This is a genomic window from Wenyingzhuangia sp. IMCC45574, assembly GCF_054182685.1.
Map to the genome: position 1 here is coordinate 1,300,358 of NZ_CM135169.1, position 18,662 is coordinate 1,319,019.

The 18,662-nt window shown below is 33.8% G+C and carries 16 protein-coding genes; 10 read left to right on the forward strand and 6 right to left on the reverse strand.

What is annotated here, in order from left to right:
• The first annotated feature begins 90 nt into the window (after positions 1 to 90).
• Positions 91 to 762, forward strand: coding sequence for an SCO family protein (locus ACXHHC_RS05475; protein WP_458228640.1), 672 nt, complete (start codon positions 91 to 93; stop codon positions 760 to 762).
• A 120-nt stretch (positions 763 to 882) separates the two neighbouring features.
• Here ACXHHC_RS05475 and ACXHHC_RS05480 read toward each other — a convergent pair whose 3' ends face one another.
• Both ACXHHC_RS05480 and ACXHHC_RS05485 read right to left on the reverse strand, forming a co-directional pair.
• Positions 883 to 1,545 (reverse strand): HD domain-containing protein, encoded by a 663-nt coding sequence (locus ACXHHC_RS05480; RefSeq protein WP_458228641.1) that lies wholly within the window; start codon positions 1,543 to 1,545, stop codon positions 883 to 885.
• Positions 1,529 to 2,098, reverse strand: coding sequence for a 5-formyltetrahydrofolate cyclo-ligase (locus ACXHHC_RS05485; RefSeq protein WP_458228642.1), 570 nt, complete (start codon positions 2,096 to 2,098; stop codon positions 1,529 to 1,531). Before ACXHHC_RS05485 ends, ACXHHC_RS05480 begins: the two co-directional genes overlap by 17 nt.
• 64 nt (positions 2,099 to 2,162) lie before the next feature.
• Here ACXHHC_RS05485 and ACXHHC_RS05490 point away from each other — a divergent pair, with 64 nt between their 5' ends.
• Positions 2,163 to 3,161, forward strand: a complete 999-nt coding sequence (locus tag ACXHHC_RS05490; protein ID WP_458228643.1) for an NAD-dependent epimerase/dehydratase family protein — start codon at positions 2,163 to 2,165, stop codon at positions 3,159 to 3,161.
• Here ACXHHC_RS05490 and ACXHHC_RS05495 read toward each other — a convergent pair.
• Positions 3,153 to 5,351: an amino acid ABC transporter substrate-binding protein gene (locus ACXHHC_RS05495; protein ID WP_458228644.1), complete on the reverse strand. Its 2,199-nt coding sequence runs from the start codon at positions 5,349 to 5,351 to the stop codon at positions 3,153 to 3,155. The two genes, ACXHHC_RS05490 and ACXHHC_RS05495, sit on opposite strands and share 9 nt — an antisense overlap.
• A gap of 377 nt (positions 5,352 to 5,728) precedes the next feature.
• A complete protein-coding gene (guaA, locus tag ACXHHC_RS05500) occupies positions 5,729 to 7,261 on the reverse strand; it encodes a glutamine-hydrolyzing GMP synthase (RefSeq protein WP_458228645.1) in 1,533 nt (510 codons plus the stop codon).
• A gap of 128 nt (positions 7,262 to 7,389) precedes the next feature.
• Between guaA and nhaC the strand changes: the two genes are divergently transcribed.
• Together nhaC and ACXHHC_RS05510 are read left to right on the forward strand one after the other, a co-directional pair.
• Entirely contained in the window at positions 7,390 to 8,820 is a 1,431-nt protein-coding gene (gene nhaC, locus ACXHHC_RS05505) for a Na+/H+ antiporter NhaC (protein ID WP_458228646.1), read from the forward strand.
• Positions 8,821 to 8,887: 67 nt separating this feature from the next.
• Positions 8,888 to 9,184, forward strand: coding sequence for a hypothetical protein (locus tag ACXHHC_RS05510; RefSeq protein ID WP_458228647.1), 297 nt, complete (start codon positions 8,888 to 8,890; stop codon positions 9,182 to 9,184).
• 1 nt (position 9,185) lies between these two features.
• Here ACXHHC_RS05510 and ACXHHC_RS05515 read toward each other — a convergent pair whose 3' ends face one another.
• Both ACXHHC_RS05515 and ACXHHC_RS05520 read right to left on the reverse strand, forming a co-directional pair.
• Positions 9,186 to 9,662 carry a DUF2867 domain-containing protein gene (locus ACXHHC_RS05515; RefSeq protein ID WP_458228648.1) on the reverse strand — a complete coding sequence of 159 codons (477 nt, stop codon included), beginning with the start codon at positions 9,660 to 9,662 and terminating at the stop codon, positions 9,186 to 9,188.
• Between the two features lie 2 nt (positions 9,663 to 9,664).
• Positions 9,665 to 10,786, reverse strand: coding sequence for an FAD-dependent monooxygenase (locus tag ACXHHC_RS05520; protein WP_458228649.1), 1,122 nt, complete (start codon positions 10,784 to 10,786; stop codon positions 9,665 to 9,667).
• Between the two features lie 82 nt (positions 10,787 to 10,868).
• Here ACXHHC_RS05520 and ACXHHC_RS05525 point away from each other — a divergent pair, with 82 nt between their 5' ends.
• The 6 genes from ACXHHC_RS05525 (at position 10,869) to ACXHHC_RS05550 (ending at position 18,662) form a co-directional block, all read left to right on the forward strand.
• Positions 10,869 to 11,519, forward strand: a complete 651-nt coding sequence (locus tag ACXHHC_RS05525) for a TetR/AcrR family transcriptional regulator (RefSeq protein WP_458228650.1) — start codon at positions 10,869 to 10,871, stop codon at positions 11,517 to 11,519.
• A 64-nt stretch (positions 11,520 to 11,583) separates the two neighbouring features.
• Positions 11,584 to 13,524: a threonine--tRNA ligase gene (gene thrS / locus ACXHHC_RS05530; RefSeq protein WP_458228651.1), complete on the forward strand. Its 1,941-nt coding sequence runs from the start codon at positions 11,584 to 11,586 to the stop codon at positions 13,522 to 13,524.
• A gap of 93 nt (positions 13,525 to 13,617) precedes the next feature.
• The gene (infC, locus tag ACXHHC_RS05535; protein ID WP_458229230.1) at positions 13,618 to 14,136 is read left to right on the forward strand and encodes a translation initiation factor IF-3; all 519 of its coding nucleotides are present in this window, start codon (positions 13,618 to 13,620) and stop codon (positions 14,134 to 14,136) included.
• A 125-nt stretch (positions 14,137 to 14,261) separates the two neighbouring features.
• Positions 14,262 to 14,459 carry a 50S ribosomal protein L35 gene (gene rpmI, locus ACXHHC_RS05540; protein ID WP_458228652.1) on the forward strand — a complete coding sequence of 66 codons (198 nt, stop codon included), beginning with the start codon at positions 14,262 to 14,264 and terminating at the stop codon, positions 14,457 to 14,459.
• Between the two features lie 151 nt (positions 14,460 to 14,610).
• Positions 14,611 to 14,955, forward strand: a complete 345-nt coding sequence (gene rplT / locus ACXHHC_RS05545) for a 50S ribosomal protein L20 (protein WP_458228653.1) — start codon at positions 14,611 to 14,613, stop codon at positions 14,953 to 14,955.
• Between the two features lie 500 nt (positions 14,956 to 15,455).
• A complete protein-coding gene (locus ACXHHC_RS05550) occupies positions 15,456 to 18,662 on the forward strand; it encodes a SusC/RagA family TonB-linked outer membrane protein (protein WP_458228654.1) in 3,207 nt (1,068 codons plus the stop codon).

Below are 18,662 nucleotides of genomic sequence, written 5' to 3' on the forward strand. Positions count from 1 at the left end.
TCGAACAAATGTACAATTTTAATTATGTGTACTCGTTTGTTTTGACAAAGTTTCTAAAAAATGCTTTGTAACTTTGTCAAAATTTTCGACATGAATTCCAAATTCTTTGCCAAGTCTAAGTACACCTTTATTGCAATGGGTGCTTTGTCCGTAGTTATAATTTCTTATTTGTATTACCTGAACAACCAAGCAAAATCTTTGCCAATATATAATCCAATCGACATCAATCCTAGATTGGTAGACGAAAGCTTATTGAACAAGTCTAAGAATCATGTAATTGGCTCTTTTGAGCTAACGGATCAAAATGGTAAAAAGGTGACCGAAAAAAACTTTGAGGATAAAATATATGTAGCCGATTTCTTTTTTACACGATGCGGAACTATATGTCCCATTATGACCACCAACATGACCTATTTGCAAAATAAATTTAAAGATAACCCTAAGGTAAAGTTCTTATCGCATTCTGTAACTCCTGTTATGGACAGCGTTCCTGTTTTAAAAAGCTACGCTGAGGCTCACGGAGCTATTTCTGGCAAATGGCATATTACTACTGGCGATAAAAAGGTGATTTACAATTTGGCTCGTAAAAATTATTTTGCTGTGTTAGACGAAGGCGATGGTGGTGCTCAAGATTTTATACACACAGAACAATTTGTATTGATTGACACGCAAAAAAGAATACGAGGTTTTTATGATGGAACTCAAAAAAAAGAGGTAGATCAAGTAGTGAAAGATATTTTACTGCTTTTAGAAGCGCAATAAAATGAAATACCCCCTTACTACTCTTGGGCAATAAGAGGGATTTACTATGAAAAAGATAAGGGTTTTGACACCCCATTCGTAAGTTAAGTTACAAAAAAGAAACAATATTTCCAAACTAAGCTACTGTAAACCATCCCATTCTGCGTAAAAATTATCTAGAAACTCCTGCATAAACGCATGTCTTTTTTCTGCCAACGCTATTCCTGTTTTGGTATTCATCCTGTCTTTTAACAACAATAATTTCTCGTAAAAATGATTAATTGTTGGAGCTGTTGACTTTTTATACTCTTCTTTTGTCATCTGTAAATTGGGCTCAATTGCAGGATTGTATAGCGCTCTGTTTTTAAAACCACCGTAATTAAAGGTTCTGGCAATACCTATGGCTCCAATAGCATCTAATCTATCTGCATCCTGAACCACATCTAACTCAATAGACTTAAACAATTGTTTTTGATTTCCTCCTTTAAAAGAAATATTCTCTATTATTTTTATAACGGACTCTATAACATTTGTTGCTATGTTCTCGTTTTCTAAAAACGTTCTCGCCACCTTTGGACCAACAGTTTCATCTCCGTCATGAAATTTAGAATCTGCCACATCGTGCAACAAAGCTCCTAAAGCTACAACTAGCATGTTACAATCTTCCTTTTCTGCAATCAAAAGACTGATCTTATACACTCTTTCTGTATGAAACCAGTCGTGTCCTCCTTCGGCATTTTCTAACTGTTCTTTTACAAAAGAAATGGTTTTATCAATAATCGCTTCGTTAGTTCTTAAACTCATATACTTGGTTTGGGGTTACACAAAAATCTAATGGAATATCTTCTTTATATACATCCGTAATTTCTTTCTCAGCTTCAAAAAAAGACAAACCAATTTTTAGGACACCTGGCCTGCACTTTGCTAAAAAATCATCGTAAAAACCTTTACCGTAGCCCACTCTATTTCCTTTCTCATCAAAAGCCAATAGGGGAACAAAAACCACATCAATCATATTTTCTGGCACGGGCAAACCATTTGTTGGCTCTGGAATACCATAGGAATTAACCGCTAGGCTAGTATTCTCCGTTAGCAAAAAATGACTTAAAGTATTCGTATCAAAATTAGACTTAGAAACCACGACTTCCTTGGCTCTGGCAAATAGAATATGTAATACTTGCTCGGTATCAATTTCTTTTTGAGAAACAATACTTAAAAACAAATGATAGTAGGTTCCTTCCCACACATCTAATTTTAACAATTGATTGGCTATTGCTATACTCTTATCAGTAACGGAATCTAGACTTAGTTCTTTTCTTAATTCCTTGTACTTTCTTCTGAGTTCTTTTTTTATCATTCTAAAAAACTTTGAAAAGCAAAATTAACAATTAATATTACCCAAAATTGATTAATTTCACCACATGATATTAGTAACTGGAGGAACAGGTTTGGTAGGTGCTCACCTACTTTATAATTTGTGTAAAGAACACAGTAAAATAGTGGCTCTTTATAGGAACGAAACTCATCAGAAAAACACACTTGATATTTTTGAGCTATACGGAGACACCTCTAATTACCAGAATATTATTTGGAGAAAAGCTGACATAACAGATATTCCTTCTCTAGAAATTGCTTTTAAAGACATTAGCTATGTGTACCACGCAGCAGCCACTGTTTCTTTTAATCCAAAAGACGAGGCTCTTTTAAGGAAAGTAAACATAGAAGGAACGGCTAATATCGTAAACCTCTGCTTAGAATTTGGAATTAAAAAACTTTGCTTTGTAAGCTCTATTGCTACATTGTCTAAAACTCCTGGTATAAAAGTTATAGACGAAGAAGCAGACTGGAATCCTGAAGAAGCCCATAGTGATTACAGTATTACAAAATACGGAGCAGAAACAGAAGTATGGAGAGGAGCCCAAGAAGGGCTATCGGTTGTAATTGTTAATCCTGGAGTTATTTTTGGCTTTGGAATGTGGCATGTAAACACAGGAAGTTTATTTACCAAGATAAAAAAGAGTTTCCCTTTTTACACCAAAGGAACCACTGGCGTAGTAGCTGTAGAAGATGTGGTGAACGCTATGATTCTACTTATGAATAGTACGGTAGAAAACGAACGCTTTATTTTGGTAAATCAAAACATGAGCTTTAAAGATCTCTTTGCTTTAATTGCCACTAAATTAAACGTAAAAGCACCTCGTTTTTACGCTCCCAAATGGCTAACGGAGATTGCTTGGAGAATAAATAGTTTTATTTCCTTTATTACTTTCTACAAAGTAAATGGACAATTAAATAAATACGGAACCAGATCTTCTCATAGCACTAGTTACTACAACGGAATTAAAATAAAAAAGAGCGTAGCTTTTAACTACACTCCTTTTGATTCTTCTATTGAGCAGATTGCTAAGAAACTACTTTAATCGCACCACTCTTAACCCGTTTTCTTCTGTATTCTCTACTGTATTTATAAATACGGCTTGATTTCCACTGGATGGGAATCCATTTTTATAGTAATAAAACGCATGATTGAATCGTTGAGAAGCTCCTGCTGATGCGTTTTGAGTATTATTTAACACTCTAATAATAGCATCGTATGTAACGGCAAAACCTCTAAGTGCGTAATTACTTGGATATGCATTGTTTCGCTCTTTAAAACTTTCTTCAAAACTCTTATTTAGTAAACTTTCGTATTCTATTAAATCAGTAGCATAAGTATATTTTTGCTTGGCCAACTCTAAATAAGACAACTTATCTACAAAACTCAAACGTTCAAAAGATAAAATTCTAAATGTAGACTGCAAATCTTTGTCTTTAGACAACCCTTTTACAATTCCAAAAACATCGTTTGTAATTACGTTATTGTCACCTGCTATCAACACCCAGTTGGTTTGATTTGGTTTTACTTTATCTATTAAATCTTCTTGTCTAAAATACCCTCTAGACAATGCCAATACAGATATATTATCTTCTAACACCTCACCTATACTATCTTGCTTGGCCAAGGTCTTTTTGTATCTTTTTAAAGCACTTAAATTCTCTCCTATTATAATTAAATGCTCGTCTTTTCTATGTTCTTTTATAAAAGACAACATTTCTTCTTTAAGTACTGCTTTGCTTGCTGCCGTCTTTATTAGGTTGTAGTCTGTAAAACTCGATTGTTTTTTAGAATACACCGGATAATAAACAGGTGTACTAGGGAAGTTTGTCGCTACATACATCGCATTTCCGCTATACAAAGGCCCTACAATTACATCTGGTTCTAAAGCTCTTATTGCATCTATTTTTGCATGCAAAGAATCTACCGACTTTTGCGTATCTACAACGTCTAATTTTATCTGAACTCCTTGACGCTCTAAAGAATCAATCGCCATTTCGGCACCTAGGTAAAAATCAGATACAATACTAGGCAAACTATTAGACCTAGAGAACAGTTGAGACTCTGATAATGTATCGTTCTTTTTAAATTGGAAAGGCAACATTAACATTACAGACAAAGGCTTGTCTGTAATTATTGAATCTTTTAGTTCTTCTCCTTCATTAAACAAATAGAACTTTTTGTCAAATCCAATCAATAAATCTCCTCCATAAAACAATACAGAGTCTAATGATGGATTGATAGAGCTTAACGAATCCATAGAAATATTAAAACTCTCTAAAACCTGAAAAATACTATCTCTTTTAGGATTGTAACTAAAGGTAACTGGGCTACTCTTGTAGATTGGAGAAATATCGCTTTCTACAAAATTTATTTCCTCTGGCTTAAACGGAAGGTTAAGAACTGTCCCTACATCTATACTATCTATTACCACAGAACTATTTACACGCAATAATTCAGAAATAGCAAAACCATGCTCCTTAGCAATTCCATACAGGGTTTCTCCTTTAGCAACTACATGTATGTTTTTATTCAACCCTAACGCTTGTCTTGGAGTACCATAGCCTAAACTATCTTGCGTTACAATTTTTTCTTGCACAGGAATTACTATAGATTCTCCTTCTTTTAATCCATTTGCAGCCACACTAGGATTGGATTTTTTTATAGCTTCTACCGTTACGCTGTACAATCTAGAAATACCATACAATGTTTCTTGATGCTTAACTTGATGTATTTTATTTACAATGATCTTTTTCTCTACTACCGTATTAGCCTTTTGAGTTTTTACACCTGGTACTTTTAACTCTTGCCCAATTTTTAATCCTTCTTTGGCTAAAATAGGATTCATCTGAATTAAAGTAGCCATAGAAATTCCGTACTTTTTAGACAATCCATACAGTGTTTCTTTAGCCGCTACCTTATGGGTTGTTAACTCTTTTTTAGGAGGAACAGAAACCAAATCATCTCTGCTATCTGGTCTAAAATCTATAGGCTGTAAATTTCTTGGAACTTTTACTTTAGGTGTAGCTATAGGGATTCTTACAACGGTATTCTTTTTAACCTTTTTCCCTAAATCAGGATTTAATGCTACCAACTTGTCATAATCCACATTAAACTTCTTAGCAATCTTTTTTAAAGACTCCTTCTTTTCCGTTTTGTATTCTTTAACCTGTTGAGCAAAAATGGAAGTACTCACTAAAAAACACAGTAAGTAAAGTAACTTAAACACTTTCATAATTTTTGTTGCTGATTTGGATAAGCAATATTACAATATTATGGCTAATAATGAATCTTGACATTGGTTAAAAAACTCAAAAGTATTAACATTATTGTATGTGTAAATTTAACGATGAGAGGTTTACAAAAACAAAAAAGCCAATTCAGCAGAGCAACAACGTTAACCCGTGACCTGTTAAAAAGAAAAATTCGTTATATAAACTAAAATACTTAAAGACCTTTTTAAACATAGAATATCGTTATCAATCCATGTTTTCTAGAAGCAAAAAAATCGCCTAAGAAATGAATCCTAGACGATTTTAAAATATATTCTGATGATCATCGACATAAAACCGCATCATCGACTTCACGTATCAACAACTCAACGTAAAAATGTTATTCCCACTCAATAGTTGCAGGTGGTTTAGAGCTAATATCGTATACTACTCTGTTAACACCTTTAACATTATTGATAATTTTATTAGAAATCTCTTGTAAGAACTTGTATGGTAAATCTACCCAGTCGGCAGTCATACCATCTGTAGACTCAACTGCACGTAAAGCCACCGCTTTTTCGTACGTACGCTCGTCTCCCATTACTCCTACTGACTGTACTGGTAACAAAATTGCTCCTGCTTGCCAAACTGAATCGTACAAACCGTGTTCTTTTAATCCGTTGATAAAAATAGCATCAACCTCTTGTAACATTGCTACTTTCTCTGCAGTAATATCTCCTAAAATACGAATGGCCAATCCTGGTCCTGGGAAAGGGTGACGACCTAATAACTCAGGATCAATCCCCATAGATTTTCCAGCTCTACGAACCTCATCTTTAAAGATCATACGCAAAGGCTCAACAATCTTTAATTTCATAAAGTCTGGCAATCCTCCAACGTTGTGGTGCGATTTAATCGTTGCAGAAGGTCCTCCATCTGCAGATACAGATTCAATTACATCTGGATAAATGGTTCCTTGTGCCAACCATTTTACATCTTCTATTAAGTTTGCTTCTTGGTCAAACACATCAATAAATGCTTTCCCTATCGCTTTACGTTTTGCTTCTGGATCTGACAAACCTGCCAATTCATTTAAGAATCTTTCAGATGCATCTACTCCTTTTACGTTTAAGCCCATTCCTTCGTATTGTTTTAATACTCCGTTGAACTCATTCTTACGTAACAATCCGTTGTTTACAAAAACACAGTATAAATTCTTACCAATCGCTTTGTTTAATAAAACAGCAGCTACCGTAGAATCTACACCTCCAGACAATCCTAATACCACTTTATCGTTCCCTACTTTCGCTTTAATTTCTGCGACTGTAGCATCTACAAAGTTATCTGGTGTCCATTCCTGAGCTACATCTGCAACTCCTACTAAGAAATTCTTTAATATTTGTGTACCATCGGTTGAGTGGTATACTTCTGGATGAAATTGTATTGCATACGTGTCTTCCCCTTCAATTGCATAAGCAGCATTCTTTACATCGTGCGTGCTAGCAATACACTTATAGCTATCTGGTAAGTTTAAAATCGTATCAGAATGACTCATCCATACCTGACTTCCACTTTCAATACCATCAAATAAAGGAGAGGTATTGTCTACAAAAGATAAATTAGCTCTACCATACTCTCTTGTGTTAGATGCTCCTACTTCACCTCCAAAAAAATGAGCTAAGTATTGTGCACCGTAACAAATTCCCAATAATGGTTTTTTCCCTTTTACTTCTGACAGGTCTATTTTAGGTGCATTTTCTCCTCTTACAGAATGTGGAGACCCCGATAAAATAACCGCTTTGTAGTCAGCAAAATTGTATTTTTCGCTGTTATAAGGATGGATTTCACAATAAATGTTTAACTCTCTCACTCTACGCGCTATCAGCTGCGTAACCTGTGATCCAAAATCTAAAATCAGTACTTTTTGTTGCATGCGCAAAACTAAGCATTTAAGACGTAATAATAAAGCGTATTCTATGTATAATTAGCAGCTTTTATTCTTCTTAAATACTTTAATTTTATAGCTTAAATGGAATTACTCCTTTTATTTAAATTTACTGTATGACATCTAAGCAAAGCCTTTCGATAAACTTTAGCCAGTCTTTAGTACCAGTAATTACTCTTATTAGTCTATTGGCTTATAATATCTTTTTTGCAGATGGAGCCCTTTTAGGAGATTACTCCAATCAATACATTCTTGTTTTTTCTGCTTTGGTGGCACTAGTTATTGGAATTAAGTTACAAACTCCCATTAAAGTTGTATCTAAAGCAGTGTACGCAAATCTTAAAAGTGTTTTTATACCTATTCTAATTCTATTTTTAGTGGGTGCATTGGCCGGTAGCTGGTTAATTAGCGGAATTATTCCCATGATGGTACATTATGGATTGGATTTTCTGTCTGCCAGTTATTTTTTACCCTGTACGGTATTAATTGCGGCTTTGGTATCTGTGGTAACAGGGAGTTCTTGGACTACTTCTGCCACTGTGGGTATTGCGTTAATTGGAGTGGGTACTACTTTAGGCATCGACAAAGCTATTATAGCTGGTGCTGTAATCTCTGGTTCTTATTTTGGCGATAAAATATCACCTTTAAGCGATACTACTTATTTAGCTTCTGCTATTAGTGGAACTAATTTATACACCCATATCCGATATTTATCATTAACAACCATTCCTTCTTTGGTAATAACACTTATTGCTTTCTTTTTTTTAAGTCCCGAAGTAAACCTACAAGAAAACGCGCAAGTATTAGAAATACAAACGTCTATTTTAAAAACCTTTAAATTAAGTCCATGGCTACTAACGGTGCCCTTACTCGTAATTCTTCTTATTGTTTTTAAGGTAAAACCTTTACTATCCTTTGTCGTCGGAATTGGTTTGGCTTGTTTGTTCGCAGTTATTTTTCAAAATGATTTGATTCAATCCTTGACCAATTCTAGTTTAACAACCATTAAAACAGCTATTTTAACAGACATACAAATTACCACAGACAATGATTTACTAAATGAATTGTTTTCTTCTGGAGGGATGAAAGGAATGATTTGGACCGTTTTACTAATTGTAAGTGCCATGATTTTTGGCGGTGTTATGGATGGTATTGGAGCTTTGTCTACTATTACTAAAAATATTCTAGCTGCTTTTACCTCTGTATTTGGTTTATTTACTAGTACGGTAATTAGCTGTATTGGTTTAAACGTAGTAGCCTCTGACCAATATTTAGCCATAGCCATACCCGGAAAAATGTTTAAAAAGGCTTATGAAGATAAAAAACTAGCTCCAGAAAATTTAAGTAGAACGTTAGAAGATAGTGGTACCGTTACCTCAGTTTTAATTCCTTGGAATACTTGTGGTGCATATGAAACAAAGGTCTTGGGAGTATCTACCGGAGATTATTTTATGTATGCCATTTTTAATTATGTAAGCCCGTTAATGACTTTGCTTTTTGCAGGTTTGGGGTTGAAAATTCGTCAATTGAAAAGCTCTAGGCTGTAAGCTTCATGTATTCATTGAAAACACAACACACTAACTATCTAACAACTAAACTCTTAATTAATAATCAATGATGAATTTAATAAAAGTAGTTATTCTCATCTTTTTTACAGGACTTTACAGTTGTGAATTTAAAAACGAACGACATGAATATGCTGAAATGCTTATAGAAAAAGTTGAAGCCTTTAAAAAAATTAATAATCGACTACCAAAAGACGTAACTGAAATAGGACTAGTCGAAGAAATGGATAGCCCTGCTTTTTATCAAATAGAAACAGACTCAACCTACATGGTTTATTATGGATTAAGCCTCGGAGAGTCTAATACTTACAAGTCTTCAACAAAAGACTGGCACATAGGCGGTTAATTCAAACACTATATGCCTGCCCAACCATTCTCTTTACCACAAGTACATGAAAAGGTTTTATGACAGTCATATACACCTTCCCAAAAGTATTGTTATACTCAACCAAAGTCGTTACTTTAATATTATAGACTGCAGCACCTGTATTCGTAATTATGGCTCTAAAATTTAAATGTTTGTCATCAGCTCCTACAATCAACTCTTTTTCTGATTGCTGATAGGCTTTAAAGAAACTTACATACGCCTCCTCTTTATAATCTTCTGGAATTTCCGTTTTTAGCCCAAAGAAACCAACTATAAAGTTTCGCAGTCTAAATAAATAAGACACCCAAGCAGGAAAAGTTCCAAAAATCAACCTAGTTACTTCATCTATAGACTGCTTGTGATTGGTGGTGGAGAAAGTATCTGCAAAGTCTATGTTCGTAAAAAGACCTTTTGCATTTTCTGACAAGTAAACTGTTTCTTTTATTGATTTTTTCATCTCTATTCAGCTATTTTAAACAAAAAAGCTACCTGTTTCTTATTTACACTTGCTGGTACAAACCTTAAAAAAGTATTCCTAACAGCTCTTGCCCACTTATAGGGCAACTGTGATATTTTTCCCAAAGACCAACTTACATTCACCACTTTATGAGCCTTTTTAATTCTTTTCTGCTCGTATATTTTAAAAGCTTCTGTCACGGAATATTTTTCTAAACAAGATGCTAAAACATATGCATCTTCTATAGCCTGACAAGCTCCCTGTCCCAAATTTGGTGTGGTTGCATGAGCAGCATCCCCCAATAAACAAACGGTATCAACACTCCAATCATTAAAAGGTTTAATATCTTTCATTATAGCGGTGTGAATTTTATTAGGATCTGTTTTTTTAATAATATCTACACACAAGGGGTGATAACTAGCAAAATCTTTAGTATCTATTTTTTGTAATTCCTCTGATTCACTTTGTGTATTCTTTAAAGCATACCAATACACTTGCCCTTCTTTTATTTGCACAAAGCCAAAACGAGAAGCATTTCCCCAACATTCTGTAGCCATATGTGCGTAATCAGCAGGAAGTTTGTAACTCACCACACCTCGCCAGCATATCTGTTTTGCATTTCTTATTTCTTTAGGCTGAAATACCAGTTCTCTTACTTTAGAAAAAATCCCATCAGCTCCAATTATTACAGAAGTTGAAACAGTTTTCCCATTCGCAAAAACCAATTGTTTCCCATTCTCGTTTATTCCTACCAATTCATGATCTAAAAACAGTTCCTCTTCACTAAACTCAGCTACTAGAATTCGTTGTAAAACACCTCTATGTATTGCTATGTTTTGTGACTGATATCTTTCTTCAAATGCTACTAAACTATTTCTTGTGATTGCTTTTAACTGCTCATCTGTTATGGCTATTTCTGACACAACATTTCCTTTTGCCGTAATTTTAGCATCCAAACCCAATTGTTGATACACCTGCATGGCATTATTTGCCAAAATAATCCCCGCTCCTACCTCTTTAATTTCTTTAGCACGCTCAAAAATTCGTACATGAATCCCCTGTTGTTTTAGAGCTATTCCTAAAGTTAAACCTCCTATTCCTGCCCCTATTATATCTACAATCATCGTTACAAAATTAAAATTAGGTCAAATATACTAATTTTATAGAATTAGGTCATAATTACTAATTAATTATATTTGCAATTAGATGATGACAAAAACCAAACAAAAAATACTAGATACCTCTTTAGCACTTTTTAATGAATTTGGACTCTCCAAGGTTCCTTTGCGTAGAATTGCAACTCACATGGGTATTAGTCAAGGAAACCTAAACTATCACTTTAAAAAAAGAGAAGATATTATAGAAGGACTTTATTATCAGTTAGTCCTAAACATAAACCAAAGTATTGCCAATGTATCTTTTGAAAACTTTTCCATACATGGTCTTTATCAAATTAGCACATCTATCGCCTACGAGTTTTACAAATTCCGTTTCTTCTTATTAGATTTTACTCAAATAATGAGAGAACAAGAACAGATTAAACAACACTACAACCAGCTTTTATTACTTAGAAAATCACAAATGATTGGGTTGATAAACAGCCTTGTTGCCAAAGAATTAGTAAGACCCGAAGAATTGCCCAATGAGTATGAAAACTTATATACCAGAGTTCAAATTTTAAGTGATTTTTGGATGTCATCCTTAAGCATACAACAAAACACTATAGAAGAAAAGGAAGTGTACAACCACACTGCTTTAATTTTTGAAAACATATATCCCTATTTAACCGAAAAAGGTAAAATAGAATTCCTTGAAATTACTGCTAAAACAGACAAAGCAACTCTTAAAAAACTTTAAACTTTTTCACTTTTTAGCTATCAACTTAAAATGTATCTTTGCCCAGCAAAATATTTTTTATAAAATGATTAAGATTACTTTACCAGACGGAAGTATTAGAGAGTACGAACAAAATAGTACTCCTATGGATGTGGCTATGAGTATTAGCCAAGGGTTAGCTAGAAACGTGATTTCAGCAGATTTTAACGGAACCACCGTTGAAACCAAAACCCCATTAACCACCGATGGTAACTTAACCTTATTCACCTTTGATCAACCAGAAGGTAAAAAAGCATTTTGGCACTCATCTGCACACGTTTTAGCACAAGCCATTCAGAAATTATACCCTGGTGTAAAATTAACAATTGGACCAGCTATAGAAAATGGTTTTTACTACGATATTGATTTTAGTGAACACAAAGTTTCTGAAAACGATTTTCCTAAAATTGAACAAAAGTTCTTAGAACTAGCTAGAGGTAAACACGAATTTACTTTAAGAGAAGTTTCTAAAGCAGATGCATTGGCAAAATACAAAGAGGAAAACAATCCTTTTAAAGTTGAGTTGATTGAAAACTTAAATGACGGAGAAATTACTTTTTGCGATCACGATGATTTTACAGATTTATGTCGTGGAGGTCATATTCCTAATACTGGAATTTTAAAAGCCGTTAAAGTAATGAGTGCTGCAGGTGCTTATTGGAGAGGTGATGAAAAGAACCCTCAATTAACACGTATCTACGGAATTTCTTTCCCTAAAGCCAAGCTATTGAAAGAATACTTAGAGTTGTTGGAATTAGCAAAACAACGCGATCACCGTAAATTAGGAAAAGAGTTAGAATTGTTTACTTTTTCTCAAAAAGTAGGGCAAGGACTTCCTTTATGGTTGCCTAAAGGAGCTGCATTAAGAAGTAGATTAGAAGACTTTTTAAAGAAAGCACAAAAGAAAGCAGGATACGAAATGGTGATGACACCACATATTGGTCAGAAAGAATTATATGTTACCTCTGGTCACTATGAAAAATATGGAGAAGATAGTTTTCAACCTATCAAAACTCCAAAAATGGACGAGGAGTTCTTATTAAAACCAATGAACTGTCCTCATCACTGTGAAGTTTTTAACTACAAACCTTATTCTTACAAAGAATTACCAAAGCGTTATGCTGAGTTTGGTACCGTTTATAGATACGAACAAAGTGGAGAATTACACGGAATGACACGTGTACGTTGTTTTACACAAGACGATGCACACATTTTCTGTACACCAGACCAATTAGATCAAGAATTTAAAGATGTAATTGACTTGGTACTATATGTATTTGGTTCTTTAGGTTTTGAAGACTTTACAGCACAAGTATCTTTAAGAGATCCTGAAAACCCAGAAAAATACATTGGTTCTGATGAAAATTGGGACAAAGCAGAAAATGCAATTATAAATGCTGCTAAAGAAAAAGGGTTAAATTATGTTGTAGAAACCGGAGAAGCTGCATTTTACGGTCCTAAGTTAGACTTTATGGTAAAGGATGCCTTAGGTAGAAGTTGGCAGTTAGGTACAATTCAGGTAGACTACAACTTACCAGAACGTTTTGATTTAACTTACAAAGGATCTGACAACGCAGACCACAGACCAGTTATGATTCACCGTGCTCCTTTTGGTTCTATGGAACGTTTTATAGCTGTGTTATTAGAACATACTGGAGGTAACTTTCCTCTTTGGTTAATGCCAGAACAAGTTACTATCCTACCAATCAGTGAGAAATATCAGAAATATGCCGAAAAAGTTTCAGAATTGCTAGAAAATTCCGAAATTCGCACCCTCATTGACGACCGTAATGAAAAGACCGGTCGTAAGATTAGAGATGCCGAAGTTAGCAAGATACCTTACATGATTATTGTTGGAGAAAAAGAAGAAGGTGAAGAAAGTGTATCTGTAAGAAAACATGGAGAAGGAGATTTAGGAACATTCTCTTTGAATGATTTCATAGAATTGATTCAGAAAGAAGTAGCTAAAACTTTGGTTCAGTTTTAACAGCGTTTAATTTTCTTGCATTAAAAATGTAAGAACTAAAAATAGAAAGCCATAGCAATTAAAAGAAGAAGGTCTAGAGGACCAGCGAGAGTAATTAAAGAAAATCCACACAGAATTAATGGAGACATCCGTTACGTGGATGAAGTACGTTTAGTTGGTGAAAACGTTGAAGTAGGTGTATACCCTTTAGCAAAAGCCAAACAATTAGCACGTGATCAAGAATTAGATTTAGTAGAAATTTCTCCTAAAGCGGTTCCACCTGTTTGTAAAATTATTGACTACAAAAAGTTTTTATACGAACAAAAGAAACGTGATAAGGTTATAAAAGCGAAAGCTACTAAAGTAACTGTTAAAGAAATCCGTTTTGGTCCACAAACAGATGATCACGATTACGAGTTTAAAAAGAAACATGCAATCAAGTTCTTGCAAGATGGTGCAAAACTAAAAGCATACGTATTCTTTAAAGGTCGTTCTATTATCTTTAAAGACCAAGGGCAAATTTTATTATTAAAATTAGCTCAGGAACTAGAAGAGTATGGAAAGGTAGAACAAATGCCTAAATTAGAAGGGAAGCGTATGATTATGTTCATCGCGGCTAAAGTAAAAAAATAAGTTATAAGGTCACAATGTTTGTAAAGTCCATAAAGTTATTGTTTTGTAAGCACTTAACTTTATAACCTTACAACCTTCAACTTTACTACTTTTAAGTATATAAGCAAGGATTAAACTTACTAGAGATGCCTAAATTAAAAACAAAATCTAGTGCCAAGAAGAGATTCAAGGTTACTGGAAGTGGAAAATTAAAAAGAAAGCACGCTTTTAAGAGTCACATCTTAACAAAGAAGTCTAAAAAGCGTAAATTGAAGTTAACTCATGACGGATTGGTTCACAAGAACGATGAGTCTAACATCAAAAATCAGTTAAACTTAAAGTAATTTAAGTTTTTCAGGGAATATTAAATTATTAACCATGGAGTGGGCTTTTAAGAATTAATAATTACTTAATTACAAATTACGAATTTCATTCGTAATTGTTAATTGAAAATTCGTAATTAAAAATCGCCTTACTACAAAAAACATTGAAATTATGCCTAGATCAGTAAATTCAGTTGCCTCAAGAAGAAGAAGAAAAAAAATCTTGAAGCAAGCAAAAGGTTACTTTGGAAGACGTAAAAACGTTTATACAGTAGCAAAAAATGCGGTTGAGAAAGCAATGTCTTACTCATACCGAGATAGAAAAAACAAGAAAAGAACTTTCCGTGCTTTATGGATTCAACGTATTAACGCTGGAGCTCGTTTAAACGGAATGTCTTATTCAGTTTTCATGGGGAAAGTAAAAGCTAATAACATCGAATTAAACCGTAAGGTTTTAGCAGATTTAGCTATGAACCACCCAGAAGCTTTTAAGGCTATCGTCGAAAAAGTAAAATAATTAATTATTAAATAACAACCCTTGCTTTATATATAGAAGCCCTTTGCATTTGCAAAGGGCTTTTTTTATGCCCTCTCTCAAAATCTGATTTTGCTGAAATTTGAGTTTTCTTAGCTTCTAACCATAACTTGACTTAAAAGCCAATAAAACAACACTAAAATTGAACATTCATCATTGCAAACGAGTATCATTCAGCTATATACTCAATAAAAAAGCCCAAAAACCAAGCATTTATTAAACTTCTGACTGTTTTTATTCACTTTAACTACTTTTTAGCAATATCCGATACAGATATGTTAAATAAATACTGATAATACATCAATTCACCTGTTATTTTTGGAATACTTTAAATTTTCACGAAAGAAAATCAAAATTAATCCTTAAAAATTTCAAATTATAAGAATAAAATAAAACCACACTAACTATTTAAATCATAAAAAAGTCGTTTTATATGATATACGACAAAACCAAATTTTATTTAACTAATGAATTAAACAAATATGAAAAATTACATATTTAAGAGGAATGTATTCCTTGACTTGTTAAAGTCTGAAACAAGGCTTAAACTTTTGTTTTGCATATTTACATTAACTACTACATTAACATTCGCAAACAAACCTACCATAACACAAGACAATGCAAGAACAACAATTACAGGTGTTGTTTCCGATGAAAATGGTCCTTTATTAGGTGTAAGTGTTACCGTTAAAGGTAAAAGCGTTGGAACATTAACCGATTTTGAGGGTAATTATAGTCTTGATGTTGAAAATGCATCAAACGCAACTTTAGTATTCTCTTATATAGGATACAAAACAAAAGAGGTTGCTATTGGTGGTCAAAAAAATATCAACATAACTTTAGAAGGTGATATCTCATCATTAGAAGAGGTTGTTGTAACAGGATATACTTCTAGAAAAAGAGGTGATGTGACTGGATCGATTAGCCAGTTAAAATCTGAGGAAATTTCAAATACATCAAACAGTGATGTAGCAAAGTCTCTTGCAGGGAAAGTTTCAGGTTTAGTTGTTGCTGATAGAGGAGGTTACCCTGGTTCATCAGATGGTGATGATTTAACTTTATTAATTAGAGGGCAAGCTACAACAAATAACAACAGTCCCTTGATATTAATTGATGGAGTAACTGCATCAATATCTGCTTTTAGACAATTATCTCCACAAGATGTAGAAACAATGTCTGTATTAAAAGATGGTGCAGCAGCAATTTATGGAACAAGAGCAGCCAATGGAGTAATTTTAGTAACCACTAAAAGAGGACGCAAGGGAAAACCAAAGTTCAATCTTTCATCAAGATATACCATATCTCAGTTCACAAAATTCCCTAAACTAATGACTTCTGAGCAATATGCAATATACGAGAATGAAATTGCTGCGAACTCAGGAAATCCAGCTGTTTTTACTAATGAACAAATAGCAAATTACGCAAACGGAAATGATCCAATTAATTTTCCTAGTACAGACTGGGCAGACATTACCTTTGCAGATTCAGCACCTGAACAAAGACACTCTTTATCTATTTCAGGAGGTGGTGATCATGTAAATTACTTTGTTAGTGGTGATATTTTAACACAAGAAGGTATTTTTAAATCAGGAGATTTAAATTATAAACAATATCAAGTTCGATCTAATTTAGATATTAAATTACATGATAAATTTAAATTAGGTGTAGATTTAACTGCAATGGCAGGTGAAGGCAATGAACCTGGTGTACCTAGAGGTACAATATTTAAACACATATTTACCAATTTACCTACAGAAGTAGGTGTTTATCCAAATGGATTACCAGGATTTGGTGGTGAAGGAGGAAGAAACCCTGTTATTTTGTCAAGTACAGCAGCTGGTTTTACTAAGAGAAAAACTTTAAACCTAAGATCTCGTTTCACTTTTGATTGGAATTTAGATGCTGTTGTAAAAGGCTTAAAGGCTAAAGGGTTTTATGCCCTTACTCAAAACTCATTTGAACAAAAAGAGTGGGATACTCCTTGGACATATTATCAGCTTCAAGGTGAAGAATATATAGCCTCACAAGGTAATGATATCGGTACTGATAAAGTATTACGTGAAGCTTTTGATAAGGAAACTAACGAAATGGTTAATGCTACTTTGCACTACCAAACATCTATAAATGAAAATCATAACATTAATGCTTTTATCGGTTATGAACATTCAAGATTCAATGAAAGAGACTTTTTTGCTCAAAGGCAAGGTTTCTCATTAGATATAACTGAATTAAATTCTGGAGGTTCTGAAGATCAAAGAACAGGAGGAGAATCTCTTGAGTATGGGTTCTTAAGTTATTTTGGTTCTCTATCTTATAACTATGACAGTAAGTATTACCTAGATTTTACTTTACGTCGAGATGGATCAAGTAGATTTGCAGAAGGTTATAAATATGGTACTTTTCCAGGTGTAGCTGCTTCATGGGCAATAGGTAAAGAATCTTTCATGCAAGATATTGAATGGATAGATGCTTTAAAAATAAGAGGTTCTTGGTCAAGAATGGGTAATGATAGAATTCCCCATTTCAGATACATACAAAACTTTGAATTTGGGTTCCCATCAAGGAATCAAGGAGGTGATTGGTATAGACCTAACGGATACGTTGTAGGAACACCTGGAGTTCAGTTTGGTGGTTTTGGAAGTACAGGAGCTGCCAACCCAGATGTAACATGGGAAACTGCAAACATGTACAATGTAGGTGTTAACTTCTCTTTATTTAATAAAAAATTAACAGGAGATGTAAACTATTTCTTCCAGAGTAGAGCTGACATTCTTCAAACTGACAATAGTGTTCCTGACATTACTGGTTTAACTATTCCTAGTTTACCTGAGGACAATATTGCAGAAGCTGAAAATTACGGTGTAGAAATTGAATTAATGTGGCAAGACAAAATAGGAGAAGTAAATTATAATTTTGGTTTTAACTTTACTCAAGCTAAAAGTAAAATCATAAGTGTAAGTGAACCGGCTGGTATAGATCCAAATTTAAGTAGAGTTGGAAAACCTATCACAAGTTACGTAGTATATCCTACTAATGGAATTATTCAAAATCAAGATCAACTAGATAACAATCCAGTAAGAGATGGTGCAGCAATAGGAGATCCTTTCTATGTTGATGTAAATGAAGACGGAGTTATTGATACTGGTGACAGAGTAAGAACCGACTTTTCTGCAATACCTGAAATACAATATGGTATTTTTGGGGGAGCCTCTTACAAAAACTGGAACTTTAATTTCTTATTACAAGGTCAAGCAGCAGCAAAAACACTAGTTTTCTTTGATCAGTCTGGAGCGAAACCGGAATTCGTATATAACAACAGATGGACTCCTACAAATACAGGAGCAGCTTTTCCAAGAGCTTTTGCACAAGGAAGTAATGTAAGTGGTCAATTATCAACAGGTACAGGATCAGATGCTCAAATTAACAATGGATGGCAAGGTTCTGACATATATATTAAAGATGCTTCATTTGTAAGATTAAAAGAAATAGAAATAGGGTACACATTTAACAAAGATGTTCTAAAGTTTGGACAGCTTAAATTATTTGCAAGAGGTTTCAACATAGCAACTTTCTTCTCTGACATCTATGACCTTGGTTTAGATCCAGAAGCTGCAGGATATAACAACTTCAGAAACAGTACTTATCCACCTTTAAAGAGCTATTCAGTTGGATTAAACCTTAATTTCTAA

Bases quoted from the DNA above. Each gene is read 5' to 3' on its own strand.
- ACXHHC_RS05495 (WP_458228644.1), bottom strand. From the start codon at position 5,351: ATGAAAGTGTTTAAGTTACTTTACTTACTGTGTTTTTTAGTGAGTACT.
- ACXHHC_RS05485 (WP_458228642.1), bottom strand. From the start codon at position 2,098: ATGATAAAAAAAGAACTCAGAAGAAAGTACAAGGAATTAAGAAAAGAA.
- ACXHHC_RS05525 (WP_458228650.1), top strand. From the start codon at position 10,869: ATGATGACAAAAACCAAACAAAAAATACTAGATACCTCTTTAGCACTT.
- guaA (WP_458228645.1), bottom strand. From the start codon at position 7,261: ATGCAACAAAAAGTACTGATTTTAGATTTTGGATCACAGGTTACGCAG.
- thrS (WP_458228651.1), top strand. From the start codon at position 11,584: ATGATTAAGATTACTTTACCAGACGGAAGTATTAGAGAGTACGAACAA.
- ACXHHC_RS05515 (WP_458228648.1), bottom strand. From the start codon at position 9,662: ATGAAAAAATCAATAAAAGAAACAGTTTACTTGTCAGAAAATGCAAAA.
- ACXHHC_RS05475 (WP_458228640.1), top strand. From the start codon at position 91: ATGAATTCCAAATTCTTTGCCAAGTCTAAGTACACCTTTATTGCAATG.
- rpmI (WP_458228652.1), top strand. From the start codon at position 14,262: ATGCCTAAATTAAAAACAAAATCTAGTGCCAAGAAGAGATTCAAGGTT.
- nhaC (WP_458228646.1), top strand. From the start codon at position 7,390: ATGACATCTAAGCAAAGCCTTTCGATAAACTTTAGCCAGTCTTTAGTA.
- ACXHHC_RS05490 (WP_458228643.1), top strand. From the start codon at position 2,163: ATGATATTAGTAACTGGAGGAACAGGTTTGGTAGGTGCTCACCTACTT.
- ACXHHC_RS05520 (WP_458228649.1), bottom strand. From the start codon at position 10,786: ATGATTGTAGATATAATAGGGGCAGGAATAGGAGGTTTAACTTTAGGA.
- ACXHHC_RS05510 (WP_458228647.1), top strand. From the start codon at position 8,888: ATGATGAATTTAATAAAAGTAGTTATTCTCATCTTTTTTACAGGACTT.
- ACXHHC_RS05550 (WP_458228654.1), top strand. From the start codon at position 15,456: ATGAAAAATTACATATTTAAGAGGAATGTATTCCTTGACTTGTTAAAG.
- rplT (WP_458228653.1), top strand. From the start codon at position 14,611: ATGCCTAGATCAGTAAATTCAGTTGCCTCAAGAAGAAGAAGAAAAAAA.
- ACXHHC_RS05480 (WP_458228641.1), bottom strand. From the start codon at position 1,545: ATGAGTTTAAGAACTAACGAAGCGATTATTGATAAAACCATTTCTTTT.